At 70.1% G+C, this 15,759-nt stretch carries 17 protein-coding genes; 11 read left to right on the top strand and 6 right to left on the bottom strand.

Annotated elements, in window-relative coordinates; translation table 11 throughout:
• The 3 genes from BAY60_RS07980 to BAY60_RS07970 are packed head-to-tail and all read right to left on the bottom strand — an operon-like array spanning position 1 to position 2,674.
• On the bottom strand, positions 1–648 hold the full coding sequence (locus BAY60_RS07980; RefSeq protein ID WP_112280796.1) for a PIG-L deacetylase family protein: 648 nt from the start codon (positions 646–648) through the stop codon (positions 1–3).
• Positions 645–1,442, bottom strand: a complete 798-nt coding sequence (locus BAY60_RS07975) for a sugar phosphate nucleotidyltransferase (protein ID WP_112280115.1) — start codon at positions 1,440–1,442, stop codon at positions 645–647. Before BAY60_RS07975 ends, BAY60_RS07980 begins: the two co-directional genes overlap by 4 nt.
• Positions 1,439–2,674 (bottom strand): class I SAM-dependent methyltransferase, encoded by a 1,236-nt coding sequence (locus tag BAY60_RS07970; protein WP_112280114.1) that lies wholly within the window; start codon positions 2,672–2,674, stop codon positions 1,439–1,441. The genes BAY60_RS07975 and BAY60_RS07970 overlap by 4 nt, the downstream gene beginning before the upstream one ends.
• A gap of 215 nt (positions 2,675–2,889) precedes the next feature.
• Between BAY60_RS07970 and BAY60_RS07965 the strand changes: the two genes are divergently transcribed.
• The 4 genes from BAY60_RS07965 to BAY60_RS07950 are packed head-to-tail and all read left to right on the top strand — an operon-like array spanning position 2,890 to position 6,389.
• A complete protein-coding gene (locus tag BAY60_RS07965) occupies positions 2,890–3,912 on the top strand; it encodes a metal ABC transporter solute-binding protein, Zn/Mn family (protein WP_425466451.1) in 1,023 nt (340 codons plus the stop codon).
• A gap of 8 nt (positions 3,913–3,920) precedes the next feature.
• On the top strand, positions 3,921–4,649 hold the full coding sequence (locus BAY60_RS07960) for a metal ABC transporter ATP-binding protein (protein ID WP_112280794.1): 729 nt from the start codon (positions 3,921–3,923) through the stop codon (positions 4,647–4,649).
• Positions 4,646–5,527 (top strand): metal ABC transporter permease, encoded by an 882-nt coding sequence (locus BAY60_RS07955; RefSeq protein WP_112280113.1) that lies wholly within the window; start codon positions 4,646–4,648, stop codon positions 5,525–5,527. Before BAY60_RS07960 ends, BAY60_RS07955 begins: the two co-directional genes overlap by 4 nt.
• Positions 5,514–6,389: a metal ABC transporter permease gene (locus BAY60_RS07950; RefSeq protein WP_112280112.1), complete on the top strand. Its 876-nt coding sequence runs from the start codon at positions 5,514–5,516 to the stop codon at positions 6,387–6,389. The genes BAY60_RS07955 and BAY60_RS07950 overlap by 14 nt, the downstream gene beginning before the upstream one ends.
• Before the next feature lie 10 nt (positions 6,390–6,399).
• Here BAY60_RS07950 and ddaH read toward each other — a convergent pair whose 3' ends face one another.
• Positions 6,400–7,194, bottom strand: coding sequence for a dimethylargininase (gene ddaH, locus BAY60_RS07945; RefSeq protein WP_112280793.1), 795 nt, complete (start codon positions 7,192–7,194; stop codon positions 6,400–6,402).
• A gap of 127 nt (positions 7,195–7,321) precedes the next feature.
• Between ddaH and BAY60_RS07940 the strand changes: the two genes are divergently transcribed.
• From BAY60_RS07940 to BAY60_RS07930, 3 genes are all read left to right on the top strand, one after another.
• On the top strand, positions 7,322–7,780 hold the full coding sequence (locus BAY60_RS07940) for an Lrp/AsnC family transcriptional regulator (protein ID WP_112280111.1): 459 nt from the start codon (positions 7,322–7,324) through the stop codon (positions 7,778–7,780).
• Positions 7,781–7,913: 133 nt separating this feature from the next.
• Positions 7,914–9,827 carry a 2-oxoacid:acceptor oxidoreductase subunit alpha gene (locus BAY60_RS07935; protein ID WP_112280110.1) on the top strand — a complete coding sequence of 638 codons (1,914 nt, stop codon included), beginning with the start codon at positions 7,914–7,916 and terminating at the stop codon, positions 9,825–9,827.
• Positions 9,824–10,888: a 2-oxoacid:ferredoxin oxidoreductase subunit beta gene (locus BAY60_RS07930; RefSeq protein WP_112280109.1), complete on the top strand. Its 1,065-nt coding sequence runs from the start codon at positions 9,824–9,826 to the stop codon at positions 10,886–10,888. Before BAY60_RS07935 ends, BAY60_RS07930 begins: the two co-directional genes overlap by 4 nt.
• 77 nt (positions 10,889–10,965) lie before the next feature.
• On the opposite strand, the gene BAY60_RS07925 is transcribed toward BAY60_RS07930, so the two are convergent.
• On the bottom strand, positions 10,966–12,207 hold the full coding sequence (locus BAY60_RS07925) for a sunset domain-containing protein (RefSeq protein WP_112280108.1): 1,242 nt from the start codon (positions 12,205–12,207) through the stop codon (positions 10,966–10,968).
• A 53-nt stretch (positions 12,208–12,260) separates the two neighbouring features.
• A complete protein-coding gene (locus BAY60_RS07920; protein ID WP_112280107.1) occupies positions 12,261–13,283 on the bottom strand; it encodes a polyprenyl synthetase family protein in 1,023 nt (340 codons plus the stop codon).
• Between the two features lie 260 nt (positions 13,284–13,543).
• On the opposite strand from BAY60_RS07920, the gene BAY60_RS07915 reads away from it, so the two are divergent.
• The 4 genes from BAY60_RS07915 to BAY60_RS07900 all read left to right on the top strand — a co-directional run bounded on the left by BAY60_RS07915 (position 13,544) and on the right by BAY60_RS07900 (position 15,734).
• Positions 13,544–13,954: a hypothetical protein gene (locus BAY60_RS07915; RefSeq protein ID WP_245992366.1), complete on the top strand. Its 411-nt coding sequence runs from the start codon at positions 13,544–13,546 to the stop codon at positions 13,952–13,954.
• The gene (locus tag BAY60_RS07910) at positions 13,954–14,583 is read left to right on the top strand and encodes a DUF3558 domain-containing protein (RefSeq protein WP_112280106.1); all 630 of its coding nucleotides are present in this window, start codon (positions 13,954–13,956) and stop codon (positions 14,581–14,583) included. The genes BAY60_RS07915 and BAY60_RS07910 overlap by 1 nt, the downstream gene beginning before the upstream one ends.
• A 78-nt stretch (positions 14,584–14,661) precedes the next feature.
• Positions 14,662–15,108: a hypothetical protein gene (locus BAY60_RS07905; RefSeq protein WP_112280105.1), complete on the top strand. Its 447-nt coding sequence runs from the start codon at positions 14,662–14,664 to the stop codon at positions 15,106–15,108.
• The gene (locus BAY60_RS07900) at positions 15,108–15,734 is read left to right on the top strand and encodes a DUF3558 domain-containing protein (RefSeq protein ID WP_146770986.1); all 627 of its coding nucleotides are present in this window, start codon (positions 15,108–15,110) and stop codon (positions 15,732–15,734) included. Before BAY60_RS07905 ends, BAY60_RS07900 begins: the two co-directional genes overlap by 1 nt.
• The last annotated feature ends 25 nt before the right edge of the window (positions 15,735–15,759 follow it).

Below are 15,759 nucleotides of genomic sequence, written 5' to 3'. Positions count from 1 at the left end.
TCAGCCTCCCAAACCGAGAACAAGCTTGCTGGTGTGGAAGCCCTCCGCGTAGCGCGCCTGGCATTCGATGCCGCGGATGCGCGCCAGTCCGAGAAAGGCCTCCCGGTCGTACCAAGGACGATGTCGCTGCGAGGCGTAGTGCTGTTGCAGCAATCGCACTTTCGTTTCCGCGAGTTCACCGGACAGCGGCTGGTAGACGTTCGGTGTGCCGAGGTCGCCGTCCCACTTGACGATCTCGTAGCCGAGCACCAGGTGGTCGCGAAACGCCGTGGGCACCAGCAGCGCCAGCCCGCGATGGTCCTGGTGCGCGTCGTCGGTGCGCGGCGCGAACACCACGTCCGGGTCGGTGCGGCGGCGCAGGTCCTCGACGGCCGACTTGGCCTCGTCCCAGTGCGCGGGGAACCGGCCGTCGGGCAGTTTCAGCACGGTGGCCGACAGCTCGGCACCCGGGCAGAACGCGGCGAGAGCGGCTCGCTCCTCGTCCTCGCGCTCGCTGCCGCCGCCGGAGAGCACCAGCGCGTCGACCCGCAGCCCCGGCCGGGCGGCGCAGAGCGCGAACAGTGTGCCGCCCGCGCCGATCGCGATGTCGTCGCAGTGCGCGCCGAGCACCGCCACCCGGTTGATCCGGCCTGGCCGGAGCCCGATCACGCGGTCCTCGCCGTCGCGGGCTCGCGTTCCCACAGTGCCCACGGCCGGTCTCCCCGTGCGTAGGCGTCGTCGAGCGCGGCGCGTTCCTTCACGGTGTCGGTCGGCTTCCAGAAACCCCGGTAGGGGTAGGCCAGCAGCCTCCCGCGCTTGGCGAGCTCGGCGCAGCCGTCGGCCACGAGGTCGCCGTTCTCCGGGATGTGGTCGAAGACGTCCTGGCGCAGCACGAAGTAGCCGCCGTTCTCCCACAGCGGCATCTCGCTGACCGCGGTGATGGAGCCGACGCGGCCGCCCTCGTCCATCTCGACGCAGTGGAACGACGACTGCGGCGGCACCACCATCATCGACGCGCCCGCGTCGGAGCGGGCGAACCGCTCGATCATCTCGGGCAGCGGAGCGTCGGTGAGCACGTCGGCGTAGTTGGCGAGGAACATCTCGTCGCCGTCGAGGTACTGGCGCACCCGGCGCAGCCGCTCGCCGATGGCCGACTCGATGCCGGTCTGCACGAAGGTGATGGACCAGTCGGAGATGTCGGTGGAGAGCAGTTCCGCCTTGCCGCCCCGCAGCACGAAGTCGTTGGAGGCGGTCTCGGAGTAGTTGAGGAAGAAGTCCTTGATGTGGTGCGCCCCGTAGCCGAGGCAGAGGATGAACTCGGTGTGCCCGAAGTGGGCGTAGTAGCGCATCACGTGCCAGATCAGCGGTCGCGGGCCGACCATCTGCATCGGCTTCGGGGCGTCGCCACCCGCTCCGCCTCTCATCCGCATGCCGTACCCGCCGCAGAACAGAACGACCTTCACGGGGCAACCTCGATGATCTCCAGCCGGGGAATGGGGAACACCAGGCGGGCGCCCCACTCGCCGATATAGGACAGTTGGTCGGTGAGCTCGGCCCGCAGGTTCCAGGGCAGGACGAGCACGTAGTCGGGCCGGTCGGCGGCGATGCGTTCCGGCGGCAGGATCGGGATGCGGGTGCCGGGGGTGAACCGGCCGTGCTTGTAGGGGTTGCGGTCCACCGTGTACGCCAGCAGGTCCGGGCGGATCCCGCAGTGGTTGAGCAGTGTGTTGCCCTTGCCGGGCGCGCCGTAGCCGACCACCGTCTTGCCGTGGGCGGCGGCATCGACGAGGAACCGCAGCAGGTCGAGCCGGACCCGGTTGACCGCCGCGGCGAACTCGGCGTAGCCGGACAGCTCGTGCAGGCCGGCCGCCTTTTCCCGCGCGAGCACGTCGACCACCCGCGCGCTCGGCTCGCCCGCGACCTCGGCGGGCCGGGCCCACAACCGGATGGAGCCGCCGTGCGTCGGCAGCAGCTCGACGTCCACAAGCGACAGACCACCGGAGGCCAGCGCGCGCCGCGCCGATTCCACCGTGTAGTACTGGAAGTGCTCGTGGTAGATCGTGTCGTACTGCACCTTCTCGATGAGCGTGAGCAGGTGCTGCACCTCGATGGACACCCAGCCGTCGTCGGCGACGAGCGCACGGAGCCCCTTCGTGAAGCCGATGACGTCCGGGATGTGCGCGTAGACGTTGTTGGCCACCACCAGATCGGCGGGCCCGTGCCTTTCGCGCACCCACGTTCCGGTCTCGGGGCTGAGGAACGCCGTCACGGTGGGCACGCCCGCCTCGCGCGCGGCCTTGCCGACGTTGACCGACGGTTCGATTCCCAGGCAGCGGATCCCTTGTTCCACAACGTGTTTGAGCAGGTACCCGTCGTTGCTGGCGACCTCGACCACGAAGGAGTCGCGACCGAGGCCGAGCCGCTGGACGGCCTGGCCGGTGAACGTCTTCGCGTGCTCGACCCACGAGCTCGAGAACGACGAGAAGTACGCGTACTCCGTGAAGGTGTCCTCCGGGCTGATGAGCGGCGGAATCTGCGCCAGCCAGCACTCCGTGCACACCCGCAGGTGCAGCGGGTAGGTCGGTTCCGGCTCGTCGAGCTGCTGCGCGGTGAGGAACCGCTCGCAGGGCGGCGTCGCGCCCAGGTCCACGACACTCGCCAGGCTCGTCGAACCGCAGAGTCGGCATGTGGTCATCTACTGGCTCCTCGGCCCGGCGGGGTGGTGATGCACCGGCTGATTCGCTCCGCACAGCGCGGTTGTTACAGCCGCCCGCGACGGCACGCGCAGCCGATTCGCAATTGAGACCTGCAGGTTTGCGCGTTTCCTCATCGGGCCATTCCCTGTTGGTCGTTCGCCGGGAGCCCTCGTTTGACAGCGCGTATTCGCCAGGGCTTACGATGAAGTTCGGCATGGCGAACATTGGTGGGCAGATGGACACGGACGAGACCCGGTCGCTCGCGCTGCGGCGCCGTCGCGCCCGCCGCCGCGACGCCCGCCTGCTGACCGCGCTCGGCATCGTGTTCGCGCTCGCGGTGTCCGGAGCCGTCGGATACGCCGTGCAGCCGGGTGGCTCCGGCCCCGGCGACGGCGCACTGCGCGTCGTCACCACCACGAACTTCCTCGACGACACGGTGCGGCGGATCGGCGGCGACGACGTCACGACCGTGCGGCTCATGGGCCCGGGCGTCGATCCCCACCTGTACCAGGCGAAGGCGAGCGACCTGGACGAGATGCGCTCCGCCGACGCCGTGATCGCGGTGGGGCTGTTCCTGGAGGGCTCCCTGCAGCGCACGCTCGACGAGGTGGCGCGCAGCAAGCCGGTGCTCTTCGCGGGCGAGGCGATCCCGGAGCGGCTGCTGCTCAGCCCGCCCGCCGACGCGGCGCCCGAGGAGGAGCACGACCCGCACGTGTGGTTCGACCCGCAGCTGTGGGTCCACGTCGTGGACGCCATCACGGGTGAGCTGTCCGAGCTCGATCCCGCCAACGCCGCCGACTACCGGCGGCGCGGCGCCGCCTACCGCGCCGACGTGCTCGCCATGGCCCGTGACGTGCGCGCCCTGATCGAGCGGATACCGGAGCGCAAGCGCCAGATCGTGACCTCCCACGACGCGTTCCGCTACTTCGGCAGGGCCTTCGGCATGGACGTCGTCGCCATCCAGGGCATCTCGACCCAGCAGGAGGCGACCACCACGGACATCTCGCGGGTCGCGGCCAGGATCGCGCGCAGCGGCGTGCGGTCGGTGTTCGTGGAGACCAGCGTCTCCCGGCAGACGCTGGAAGCCGTCCTCGCGGCCGTGCGAAGGCAGGGCGGCGACGTGCGCATCGGTGGTGAGCTCTACTCCGACGCCGCGGGCGACGACGGCACACCGGAAGGCACGTATCTCGGAATGGTGCGGGCCAACGCGCACCGGCTCGTGGAGGGACTGGCGTGACGAAGACGATGACCCAGGCACCCGCGGCACTCGCGGTCCACGAGCTGAGTGCCTCCTACGGCGGCAGAACGGTGCTCGACGGCGTCAGCGTGGACATTCCCGCGGGGCGGCTGTCGGGCATCGTCGGGCCCAACGGGGCGGGCAAGTCGACACTGGTGAAGGCCGCGCTCGGGCTCGTGCCCGCCACGCGCGGGCACGTCCGGCTGCTGGGCGAGCCCCTGAAACGGGTGCGCAGCCGGGTCGCCTACGTGCCGCAGCAGGAGACCGTGGCCCGCGACTTCCCCATCACCGCCGTGCAGGTGGTCGAGATGGGCCGTTACCCGCACCGGGGCTGGCTGCGCAGGCTCACCCGCGCCGACGACGAGCTGGTGGCGGCCGCCATGGAGCAGGTGGGCGTCGCCGATCTCGCGGGGCAGCCGATCGACGAGCTCTCCGGCGGCCAGCGGCAGCGGGTGTTCCTCGCCCGCGCGCTCGCCCAGCAGGCGGAGCTGGTGATCCTCGACGAGCCGTTCACCGCCGTCGACGCCCGCACCGAGTCGGCCCTGCTGGACGTGCTCACCGGGCTGTGCGCCGAAGGCCGCTCCGTGGTGGCCGTGCACCACGATCTGCGCACCGTGCTCGACCGGTTCGACCACGCCGTGCTGATGGCGGGGGGCATCGTCGCCGAGGGCGACCCCGCCGACGTGCTCACGCCCGCGAACCTCGAACAGGCCTACGGGATCGTGGTCGCCCGATGATCGGCTGGCTGCTCGACGCCCTGCCGCTGTCGTATCCGGACGCGGTGGTGGTGGTCGGCACCGCCGTGGTCGGGTTCGTCGCCGGCGCGCTCGGCCCGCTGGCGGTGCTGCGGCAGCGCAGCATGTTCGGCGACGCCATGAGCCACGGAACACTGGCGGGCGTCGCCGTCGCGTTCCTCGTCACCGGTGTCAAGGTGCCGGAGGTGCTGCTGCTCGGCGCCGCCGTGTCGGCGGGGCTGGCCGCGTTCGCGATGATCGGGCTGGAACGCGCGGGACGGCTGCGCCCGGACGCCGCCATCGGGGTGGTGCTGTCGACGTCGCTGGCCCTGGGCATCGTGCTGCTGACCCACATCGGCAGCAGTGGCGACGCGCAGCAGTCGGGGCTCAACGAGTACCTCGTGGGCCAGGCGGCCGGCATCGTGGAGCGCGACATCGTGCTCGCGCTGGCCCTGGGCGCGGCGGCGCTGGCCGTGGTCACGGTCGGCTTCCGGCTGCTGCGCTCGGCGACCTTCGATCCGGGGTTCACCGCCGTCGCCGGGGTGCCGACGTGGGCGGTGGACGCGGCCAGCACGGGCCTGCTGGCGCTGGCCGTGGTCCTCGGTGTGCGCACGGTCGGCGCGATCCTCATGGTGGCCCTGCTCGTCGCACCCGTCGTCGCGGCGCGGCAGCTGACCAAGCGGCTCGCGGCGCTCGTGCCGCTGTCCGGGCTGTTCGGCGCGGTGTGCGGCGCGGTCGGCGGCGTGGTGTCCGGGAAGGCGGAACTGCCCGCGGGGCCGGTGATCGTGCTGCTGGCGACGGCGCTGGCGGTGCTGTCGGTGGTGTTCGCGCCCAGGCGGGGTGTCCTCGCGCGGGTCAGGAGGCGCCGTGTCGCCGGATGACGTGATGATCGTCGTGATCGCCGGGCTGCTGTCCACCTCGTGCGCGCTGCTCGGCGGATTCCTCGTACTGCGCAGGCAGGCGCTGCTGCCCGACGCGGTGAGCCACGCCGTGCTGCCCGGCATCGTGCTGATCTTCCTGCTCACCGGCGAGCGGGCGTCCGCGGCGACCGTGCTGGGGGCCACCGCGTTCGGGGTGGCGTGTGTCGCGGGTTTCGAGTGGCTGCGGCGCAGCGGCATCGTCGGCTCCGACGCCGCACTCGCGCTCGTGTTCCCCGCACTGTTCTCCCTCGGGATCCTCGGCATCACGCGGTTCGCCTCGGGCGCGCACATCGACCTCGACTCGGCCATCTACGGGGACCTGACGTTCGCGCCGCTGCGCACCATGAGCCTGGCCGGGCTGGACGTGCCGACGTCGCTGGTGGTGACGGGCTGCGCGACGGTGGCGACGATCCTGTTCGTGGTGTTGCTGTGGCGGCCGCTGCACGCCAGCACGTTCGACCCGGAGTTCGCCGAGCTCAGCGGGCTGCGTGCGCGCGCGGCGGGGCGAATGCTGCTCGTCGTGGTGGCCGGGCTCGCCGTCGTCGCGTTCGACAGCGTCGGCGCCATCCTGGTGGTGACGTTCTTCATCGTGCCCGCCGCGACGGCGCGGCTGCTGACGCAGCGGCTCGGCACGATGCTCGTGGTCGCCGTCGCCGCGGGCTGGGTCAGCTCGCTGGCGGGCGAGCGCCTGGCGACGGCGATCGACTCGTCCATCCCCGGCACGATCGGGCTGGCCAGCGCGGGCCTGTTCGTGCTCGCGCTGCTGCTGGGCCGCCGCGGCCTTGCCTGGCGAGCGTTGCGGAGCCGCCGCCCGGAGTCCTGAGGCACCGCGCCTACTTGCGGATCTCCAGGGTGCAGCACTTGGGGCCGCCGCCCGCCTTGCGCAGCTCGGAGATGTCGAGCAGCACCGGCTCGTAGCCGCGGGCGGCGAGCCGGTCGGCCAGCGCGGTGGCCTCCAGCGGCAGGATCACGTTGCGGCCGTCGGAGACGCCGTTGAGCCCGAAACACTCCGCGTCGGCGGTGCCTGCCACCACGGCGTCGGGGAACATCCGCCGCAGCACCCGCAGCGAGCCGGGCGAGAACGCCTGCGGGTAGTAGGCGATCTGCGCCTGCCGCGTGTCGGTGGCCTCGCTGAGGACGAACAACGCGGTGTCCAGGTGGTAGTAACGCGGGTCGGTCAGCCGCAGCGACACCACGGGCACTCCCAGCGTCTCCTGCGCCTCGGCGTGCGCCTCCGGGTCGGTGCGGAAGCCGGTGCCCGCGAGCAGCACGGAGCCCGTCCAGGCGAAGTCGCCCTCGGCCTCGTTGATCCGCCGCGGCATCGTGAGGTCGCGGTAGCCGTGCTCGACGAACCAGCGGCGGAAGTGCTCGGCCTCGGCGGCACGCTGCGGCGCGCGGAACCGCGCGCCCAGCACGCGGCCGTCGATCACGGTGCCGGAGTTGGCGGCGAACACCATGTCCGGAAGCCCCGGCCGCGGCTCGACCTCCTCGACGGTGTGCCCGAGGTCGCGGTAGGTGTCGCGCAGGATGGTCCACTGCTCCATCGCGCGGTCGACGTCGACGGGCGTGCTCGGGTCCATCCACGGGTTGATCACGTAGTCGACGGCGAAGTACCGCGGAGGGCACATGAGGTAGTGACGGGGGGTGGGCACACGCACGGGCAACGGGGAGGTGTCCGTCATACTTCGAATGTATTGGTGCCAGATCATGCAATCAATCGCTGTTGGTTGCGTGTTTATGTGCTAAACATTGCGTGTGAACACGCTCGATCAGCGAATCGTTTCGTGCCTGGTGGCCAACGCGCGGTCCAGCTATGCCGAGATCGGCAAGGTGGTCGGACTGTCGGCGCCGGCCGTGAAGCGCAGGGTGGACCGGCTGCTGGAAACCGGCGTGCTGCGCGGCTTCACGGCCGTGGTGGACCCCGAGGCGCTGGGCTGGGGCACCGAGGCGTTTGTCGAGGTGCACTGCCAGGGCAACGTCTCGCCGGCCCGCATCCGGGCTCACCTGGAGCCGCTGCCGGAGGTCGTCGCCGCGTACACTGTGTCGGGAGCGGCCGACGCGATCGTGCACCTGCGCGCGGCCGACATCCACCACCTCGAGGACGCGCTGGAGCGTCTGCGCGGGCTCGAGATCATCGACCGCACGGTGTCCACGGTGGTGCTCTCGACACTGCTCGAGCGGCCGCCGAACCGTACCGCCGATCCCACGAACTGAGATCGACAACGGCGTTACCACTGGTCACAGGTAAGCCGGATCACACCCCTGCGCACCCCCTGAAAACAACAAGTAATCTCGAAGTATTGACGCGTGTCCCGCGCCCAGTCGTGAGAGAGGGATTCCCTGGCCCATGAGCACGAGTGCGAACGGCAGTGGCACCGGCGCGCTGTCGGCGACGCGACCCACGGAGGTCAGTCAGCTCGACCGAGTCGTCATCCGGTTCGCCGGTGACTCGGGCGACGGCATGCAGCTGACGGGCGACCGGTTCACCTCGGAGGCCGCGGCGTTCGGGAACGACCTCGCCACGTTGCCGAACTACCCCGCCGAGATCCGCGCCCCGCAGGGCACCATCCCCGGCGTCTCCAGCTTCCAGGTCCACTTCGCCGACTACGACATCCTCACCCCCGGCGACCGGCCGGACGTGCTGGTGGCGATGAATCCCGCCGCGCTGAAGGCGAACCTGGCCGACGTCCCGAACGGCGGGACGATCATCGTCAACACCGACGAGTTCACCAAGCGCAACCTCTCCAAGGTCGGATACGGCTCCGACCCGCTCGAGGACGACTCGCTCTCGGCCTACGAGGTGCACCGGGTGGCGATGTCGACCCTGACGCAGGGCGCGCTGGCCGACACCGGCCTCGGCAAGAAGGACGCCGAGCGCTGCAAGAACATGTTCGCGCTCGGTCTGCTGTCGTGGATGTACCACCGGCCGACCGAGGGCACCGAGCGGTTCCTGCGCGAGAAGTTCGCCAAGAAGCCGGACATCGCCGAGGCCAACGTGCTGGCCTTCCGCGCGGGCTGGAACTACGGCGAGACCACCGAGGCCTTCGGCACGACGTTCGAGGTGGCGCCTGCCAAGCTGGCGCGCGGCACCTACCGGCAGATCACCGGCAACACGGCGCTGGCCTACGGGATCGTCGCCGCGGGGCAGCGCTCCGGCCTGCCGGTGCTGCTGGGCACCTACCCGATCACGCCGGCCTCCGACGTGCTGCACGAGCTGTCCAAGCACAAGAACTTCGGCATCCTCACGTTCCAGGCCGAGGACGAGATCGCCGGCATCGGCGCGGCACTGGGCGCCTCCTACGGCGGCGCACTGGGCGTGACGTCCACGTCCGGCCCCGGCATCGCGCTGAAGAGCGAGACCATCGGGCTCGGCGTCATGACCGAGCTGCCGCTGCTCGTCATCGACGTGCAGCGCGGCGGCCCGTCCACCGGCCTGCCGACGAAGACCGAGCAGGCCGACCTGCTGCAGGCCATGTTCGGCCGCAACAGCGAGTCGCCGGTGCCGATCGTGGCGCCGTGCACGCCCGCCGACTGCTTCGACATCGCGCTGGAGGCCACCCGCATCGCGCTGACCTACCGCACGCCGGTGCTGCTGCTCTCCGACGGCGCCATCGCCAACGGCTCGGAGCCGTGGCTGATCCCCGACGTCGAGTCGCTGCCGGACCTGCGGGTGACGTTCGCGTCGGAGCCCAACGCGCCTGACGGCTCCGGCGAGTTCTGGCCCTATGTCCGCGATCCGGAGACGCTGGCCCGCGAGTGGGCGGTGCCGGGCACACCCGGCCTGCAGCACCGCATCGGCGGCCTGGAGAAGGCCGACGGCAAGGGCAACATCTCCTACGACCCGGACAACCACGACCACATGGTCCGGCTGCGCCAGCGCAAGATCGACAACATCGACGTGCCGGACGTGGAGGTGGACGACCCCAGCGGCGGCAGGGCCCGCGTGCTGGCGCTGGGCTGGGGCTCGTCGTTCGGGCCGATCGGCGCCGCGTGCCGGCGGGTGCGCAAGAACGGCATGCCCATCGCGCAGGCCCACCTGCGCCACCTCAACCCGTTTCCCAAGAACCTCGGCGAGGTACTCGCCGCCTACGACACCGTCGTGGTGCCGGAGATGAACCTCGGCCAGCTGGCGACGCTGCTGCGCGCCAAGTACCTCGCGGACATCAAGTCCTACACCAAGATCGCCGGACTGCCGTTCAAGGCCGAAGAGCTCGAGAACGTCTTCACCGACATCATCCGTGACAAGGAGGTCGTGGCATGACCGCCACCGACCTGGGTCTCCCGCGGATCGGCGGGCTCGACCTGGTCCCGACCACCGACGAGCCGCAGAAGGCCAAGGAGTACAAGTCCGACCAGGAAGTGCGCTGGTGCCCGGGCTGTGGCGACTACGTGGTGCTCAACACCATCCAGTCGTTCCTGCCGACCCTGGGGCTCAAGCGCGAGAACATCGTGTTCATCTCGGGCATTGGCTGCTCCAGCCGCTTCCCGTACTACATGAACACCTACGGGATGCACTCCATCCACGGCCGTGCGCCCGCGATCGCCACCGGCCTGGCGACCACGCGTCCGGACCTGTCGGTGTGGGTGGTCACCGGTGACGGCGACGCGCTGTCGATCGGCGGCAACCACCTGATCCACAGCCTGCGCCGCAACGTCAACCTCAAGATCCTGCTGTTCAACAACCGGATCTACGGCCTGACCAAGGGCCAGTACTCGCCGACCTCCGACCAGGGCATGGTCACCAAGTCCACGCCGATGGGCTCGGTGGACACCCCGTTCAACCCGGTGTCGCTGGCGCTGGGTGCCGAGGCGTCGTTCGTGGGCCGCGCGCTGGACTCGGACAAGAAGGGCCTGACCGAGGTGCTGACCGCCGCCGCGCAGCACCGCGGCTCGGCGCTGGTGGAGATCTACCAGAACTGCCCGATCTTCAACGACGGCGCGTTCGACGTGCTCAAGGACTCCGACGAGGCGCAGCGGCGGCTGATCCCGCTCAGGGCGGGTGAGCCGATCCGGTTCGGCCCGGAGGGCGAGTACGGCGTCGGCCGTGGCGGCTGGGGCGGCCTGGAGGTCGGCAAGGTTTCCGAGATCGGCGAGGAGAACGTCGTCGTGCACGACCCGACCATCGCCGACACCGCGTACGCGTTCGCCCTGTCGCGGCTGGGCGACCAGAGCCTGAACCACACGCCCACCGGAATCTTCCGGCAGGTCAGCAGGCCCACCTACGACGACCAGGCCCGCGCGCAGGTGGAGCAGGCCGCCCAGGCCAAGACCCCGGATCTGCAGGCGCTGCTGCGCGGCAAGGACACCTGGACAGTCGCCTGAGCGATCGATCTCCGCTCGACACGACGCGGCCCCGGGGCTGAACAGCCTCGGGGCCGCGTTCGTGTCCGGGTCCGGGATCAGCTGAGCGGGCGGAACCCCACGCGCTCGGCGTCGGCGGGCGTGCGGAACCACACCTCGGCGACCATGCGCTCGAACTGCGGCGAGTCCTCGGTGCAGTAGCGCAGCGCGGTGACGCTTGCCTTCACGGTGTAGTCATCCGACGGCCTGCCGCCTCCCGGCCGCGGCATCGCCGAGCCGGGCCCGAACGGGCCGGGGGGAAGGCCGTCGCCGGGTCCGGGGTCACGGGCGGGAGGCGTCGGCGCCGAAGGACCGGGGGCGACGGCGGGTTCGAACAGGGAGCCGCTGTGCGCACCGCCCTCCGGCTCGGGTTCGCGCCGGGTGACCGGCCGCATCGACGGCTGGATGGGTTTGGGTGGCTCGAAGCCACCGGGAGGCGACTGCCGCGGCCTGCGCTTCGGCAGCACCTGAGTCTGCTCGACGGCGGGCTCGTCCTCCGGCTCCGTGCCGGGGTCGCTGAACGCGTACGCCGGGGGCGGGTCGGCCTGCGGCTGCTCGTCGGCGGCGCGGTGCCGGGCGGTCTCCGGCTCCTGCTGCGGCTGGTACCCCATGGGCTCGAACAGGCTCGGCGCGCGCCGCGGCTGCTCCGGCTCGGGCTCGGGCTCGGGCTCCGGTTCGGGTTCGCGCTCGGGCTCCGGCTCCGCGTATTCGTGGTAGGGCTGGTCGTCGTAGGTCTCCTGGTAGGTCCCCGGCTCCTCGTACCCGTGCCGTTCCTCGGCGAACCGCGGCTCGTCGTGCGGCTCGACCTCGGGCTCGGGCTCAGGCTCCGGGACGCTGCGCATCGAGTCGTCGCCGCCCAGTACGGCGCTGACGCCCGGCGCGCCGTACTGCTCGTGCCGGTCCTGCTCGCGCTGCCACCGGTCAATGTCGTCCTCGTCGTCGGCCGCGGCGGCAGGCTGGAAGCCCTGCAGACTGTCGCGCTCGTGCCAGTTGGTGGCCGGGGTCGGGGGCATCTGCTGCGTCAGCTCGGCCTGTGCGGGTTCGGAGGGGGTGAACTGCCTGGTCGACGGCATGGGCGCGACCGGGTCGGACTCGTCGCCGTGGGCGGCGCCCCCGAACATCGCGGGCTCCGGGCGCGGCCCCGGCTGGACCGGTGCCGGGGTGGACTCAGCGGCGGCGAGTCTGCGCTCCAGCTCGCGCACACGGCGCTGGGCGGGCCGGACCAGGAAGAGCCAGGCGAGGAACGCGCCCAGCACGAACGCGATCGCGCTGAACACCCACACCTGTCCGAAAATGGACATACCCGCGCTGTCCTCCTCGTGTTCTGTTCACCTGGCGACGGCGCAGCGGCCCGTCAACGAGTGCGCGCGACGAGGTAGTCGGCTACCGATTCGCAGGCGTCCCGTGCCGGGGTCGGCGGCAGGGCCGCCAGCTCCGTTCTCGCGCGCTGAGCGTAGTCGGAAAGGGTGACCCGCGCGCGCTCGAGCCCGCGGGAACCGCGCAGGCGCTCCAGCGCCTCCCCCACCAGGGTGTCGTCCTCGAGGGGAGCGCTGCGCAGCAGCTCGACGAGCCGCGCGTCGGGGGCCGGTTCGGCCAGCTCGTAGAGCATCGGCAGCGTGCGGACGCCCTCCCGGAGGTCGGTGCCCTGCGACTTGCCGAGCTCGTGCGACGGCGAGTCGATGTCGATGATGTCGTCGGAGATCTGGAAAGCGGTGCCGATGATCTCGCCGAACCGGCACAGCGCCTCGATGTGGTCCGCAGGGGCGCCGGAGAGCATCCCGCCGAAGCGGCCCGAGGTGGCGATCAGCGAGCCGGTCTTCTGCGCGATGACCGACAGGTAGTGCTCGACGGCGTCCTCGCCCTCGCCCGGGCCGACCGTCTCGCGCATCTGGCCGGTGACCAGCTCACCGAATGTCTCGGCGATGATCCGGGCCGCGTCCGTGCCCAGGTCGGCGACGAGGCGGGACGCGTGCGCGAACAGGAAGTCGCCGGTGAGGATGGCCACCGTGTTGTCCCAGCGCGCGTTGACGCTCGGGGCGCCGCGGCGCATGGTGGCCTCGTCCATCACGTCGTCGTGGTACAGCGTGGCCAGGTGCACGAGCTCGACGGACGCGGCGGCGGTGATCACCGCGTCGCGGCCCTCGGTGCCGAACTGCGAGGCCAGGAGGGTGAACAGCGGACGGAAACGCTTGCCACCGGCTTCCACCAGGTGCCGGGCAGGCTCGTGCACGGCGGCCACCTCGCTGCGCACGACGTCACGGAGGATGCGCTCGACGTCGCGCAGCCCGTCGGCGAGGGTCCGGAGCAGACCCTCGTCGGCGATCTGCAGCCCGACTGCAGCGCGCAACTCCTCGATGGCGCCATCACGCACTGACACGTCGGCTCCGCCCTTTCCGGCACTGGGTCACGGTCCTCACCAGCCTAATGGGAGACATTGACCTGCCGATCACCCGCTGGTCACGCCGTTGCGTGATGCTGACGACACCACCCGCGCAAACGCTTGCGACTTCCGCCGAAGCCGTCCCCGAGGGAGGGGAACCGTGCTAGCGTCCGAACCGTCGTACACGGAGCGTAGGTGCTACGTCACGGCACGAGGGGGAGCGAGTGAAGAGGGAGATTCGCGGGCAGGCGATACCCGTGACGCAGGTCTACGTGCCGCGGGAGCGCCCGGAGCGCGACACCACGCAGACGGATACTCCCGGCACCTCCTGGTTCGACACCGTCATCGCCACCGCAGGCCCCGGCTACGCCTTCACCCCCGACCAACTCCACACCATCGCAGGCGAATGGGAAACCCTCGCCGAGCGCTACAAGGCCGCGAAGCGAACTGCGCAGCAGATCGCTCTCGTCGAAGGGCCCGGGGCCGAGTACGCAAGCATCAACAACGCGGAAAAGATACGAGCATCGGGTTTGGCACTGATGCAAGCGCTGGACGAGCGCGCGAACTACTGCGAGACGATGGCTGGCAAGTTTCGCACGGCCTTGAGCAGTTACAGTCGCGCGGAAGGTGATGCGGCTGCCGAGGTCAAGGCAAGAGGGAAGTTCTGATGCGTCGACTGGTCCTCTTGTTCACCTCACTGACGTTTTCTGCCGTGCTGGCCATGGCCTGCACAGGAATGGAGCCGGGCGAGGCAGTGCCGACCGCTACCGGGCAAGCCGGCCCGAGTTCGCTGGTCACGGAAGACCAATTCCCCGCCTACGGCGCACCCCCGGCCGATCCTGCCCTGGACATCACCCATTTTCTGGCGCACCCATGCGACGCGGTGACGGAACAGCAGAAGGCCGCGTTCGTTGGCTCCGATGCGGAGGCCACCGCCAACGTCAGTGGCGGTACCGGTCCCGAATGCGTGTGGGGTCCGCCCGATCAGTCGCGGGCGCGGTTTGCCGTGGCGTTCCCACGGATCGACGATCGAGGGCTGACGACCCTGTACCGGAACCGAGCGACCGCCGCGTTCTTCGAGGAGATGCCCTTGGCGGCAGGTTATCCGGTCGTCGCATATGGCGTGACGGATAACCGCGGTGAAGGCGAATGCACCGTTCGTGTCGGCGTCAGCGACCGCGACACGGTCGACATCACGCTCTACCTCAGCGACAACAAAGTCGGACAACTCGACCCCTGCGAGGCGGCACACGAAGTCGCCACCGCAGTCGTCGGCAACATCAAGGCAAGGAACTGACATGCCCACAACCGACGTGACGTGGAGCATCGCCGTAACGAGGGCAAACGTCGACTGGCGCATGGTGAGGGGGACAGCATGAAAAGGGAGATCCCCGGCGAAGCCATACCCACCATGCAGGTCTACGTCCCCCGCGATACCCCGAAGACCGGCAACGACCAGATGGAGACTCCCGGCACCTCCTGGTTCGACACCGTCATCGCCACCGCAGGCCCCGGCTACGCCTTCACCCCCGCCCAACTCCACACCATCGCAGGCGAATGGGAAACCCTCGCCGAGCGCTACGAAAGGGCCAGACTGCGGGCACAGGCGCTGATCGACGCGGAAGGCCCCGGCGCAGAGTATGCCAGCATTAACAATGCGGAGAAGGTGCGCGAATCGGGTCGAGCCTTGAGCAAGGCGCTCGAGGAACGCGTCGCGTACTGCACGACCATGGCCGAGAAGTTCACAGCCGCACTGGGTGCCTATTCGATGGCGGAAGACGCTGCGGGGGAGAGAATGCGCGCCACCGGGGGTAGTATGTGATGCCTCGCCCGCACCGGCTCACCACCGCCGCCGTCCTGGCACTCGCCCTTTGCCTCACCGGCTGCACCGGCACGGAACCCGGCGATCCGCAACTGGACGCATCAGCGCCGACCACTGCAACCGCGGAAAGCAGCTCACCTACCGGAGCAGCCGTGCCGCCGGTCGACCGGCCCTTGAACATCGATGACTTTTTGCGGTCGCCTTGTGCTGCGCTCACGAAGCAGCAGATCGACGCGTTTCTCGGGCCGAGCGCCACGGCAAAGCCGGACCCTGCCGCGTCCACCGGGCCTGACTGCCGGTGGGGTACCGATATGCGGCACGCCCGTATCTACGTCATCTTTCCTCGGGTATCCGAGCGGGGTCTTGCAGCCGTCTACCAGAACCATGACGAGAAGTACGATTTCTTCCGAGAGATGCCGTTGGCCGCAGGATATCCATCAGTCGCCTACGGAGTGACCGACAACCGCGGTGAAGGCGAATGCACCGTTCGTGTCGGCGTCAGCGACCGCGACACGGTCGACATCACGCTCTACCTCAGCGACAACAAAGTCGGACAACTCGACCCCTGCGAGGCGGCACACGAAGTCGCCACCGCAGTCGTCGGCAACATCAAGGCAAGGAACTGACATGCCCACAACCGACGTGACGTGC

The sequence above is a fragment of the Prauserella muralis genome (assembly GCF_003202285.1).
In the GTDB taxonomy this organism is placed as follows: Bacteria; Actinomycetota; Actinomycetes; order Mycobacteriales; family Pseudonocardiaceae; genus Prauserella_B; species Prauserella_B muralis.
This window is presented reverse-complemented; position numbering and strand designations above follow the sequence as displayed.

Coding starts and splice junctions, on each gene's coding strand:
- BAY60_RS07970 (WP_112280114.1), bottom strand. CDS start 2,674: ATGACCACATGCCGACTCTGCGGTTCGACGAGCCTGGCGAGTGTCGTG.
- BAY60_RS07965 (WP_425466451.1), top strand. CDS start 2,890: ATGGCGAACATTGGTGGGCAGATGGACACGGACGAGACCCGGTCGCTC.
- BAY60_RS07960 (WP_112280794.1), top strand. CDS start 3,921: ATGACCCAGGCACCCGCGGCACTCGCGGTCCACGAGCTGAGTGCCTCC.
- BAY60_RS07955 (WP_112280113.1), top strand. CDS start 4,646: ATGATCGGCTGGCTGCTCGACGCCCTGCCGCTGTCGTATCCGGACGCG.
- ddaH (WP_112280793.1), bottom strand. CDS start 7,194: ATGTGCCCTCCGCGGTACTTCGCCGTCGACTACGTGATCAACCCGTGG.
- BAY60_RS07935 (WP_112280110.1), top strand. CDS start 7,914: ATGAGCACGAGTGCGAACGGCAGTGGCACCGGCGCGCTGTCGGCGACG.
- BAY60_RS07930 (WP_112280109.1), top strand. CDS start 9,824: ATGACCGCCACCGACCTGGGTCTCCCGCGGATCGGCGGGCTCGACCTG.
- BAY60_RS07925 (WP_112280108.1), bottom strand. CDS start 12,207: ATGTCCATTTTCGGACAGGTGTGGGTGTTCAGCGCGATCGCGTTCGTG.
- BAY60_RS07910 (WP_112280106.1), top strand. CDS start 13,954: ATGCGTCGACTGGTCCTCTTGTTCACCTCACTGACGTTTTCTGCCGTG.
- BAY60_RS07905 (WP_112280105.1), top strand. CDS start 14,662: ATGAAAAGGGAGATCCCCGGCGAAGCCATACCCACCATGCAGGTCTAC.
- BAY60_RS07900 (WP_146770986.1), top strand. CDS start 15,108: ATGCCTCGCCCGCACCGGCTCACCACCGCCGCCGTCCTGGCACTCGCC.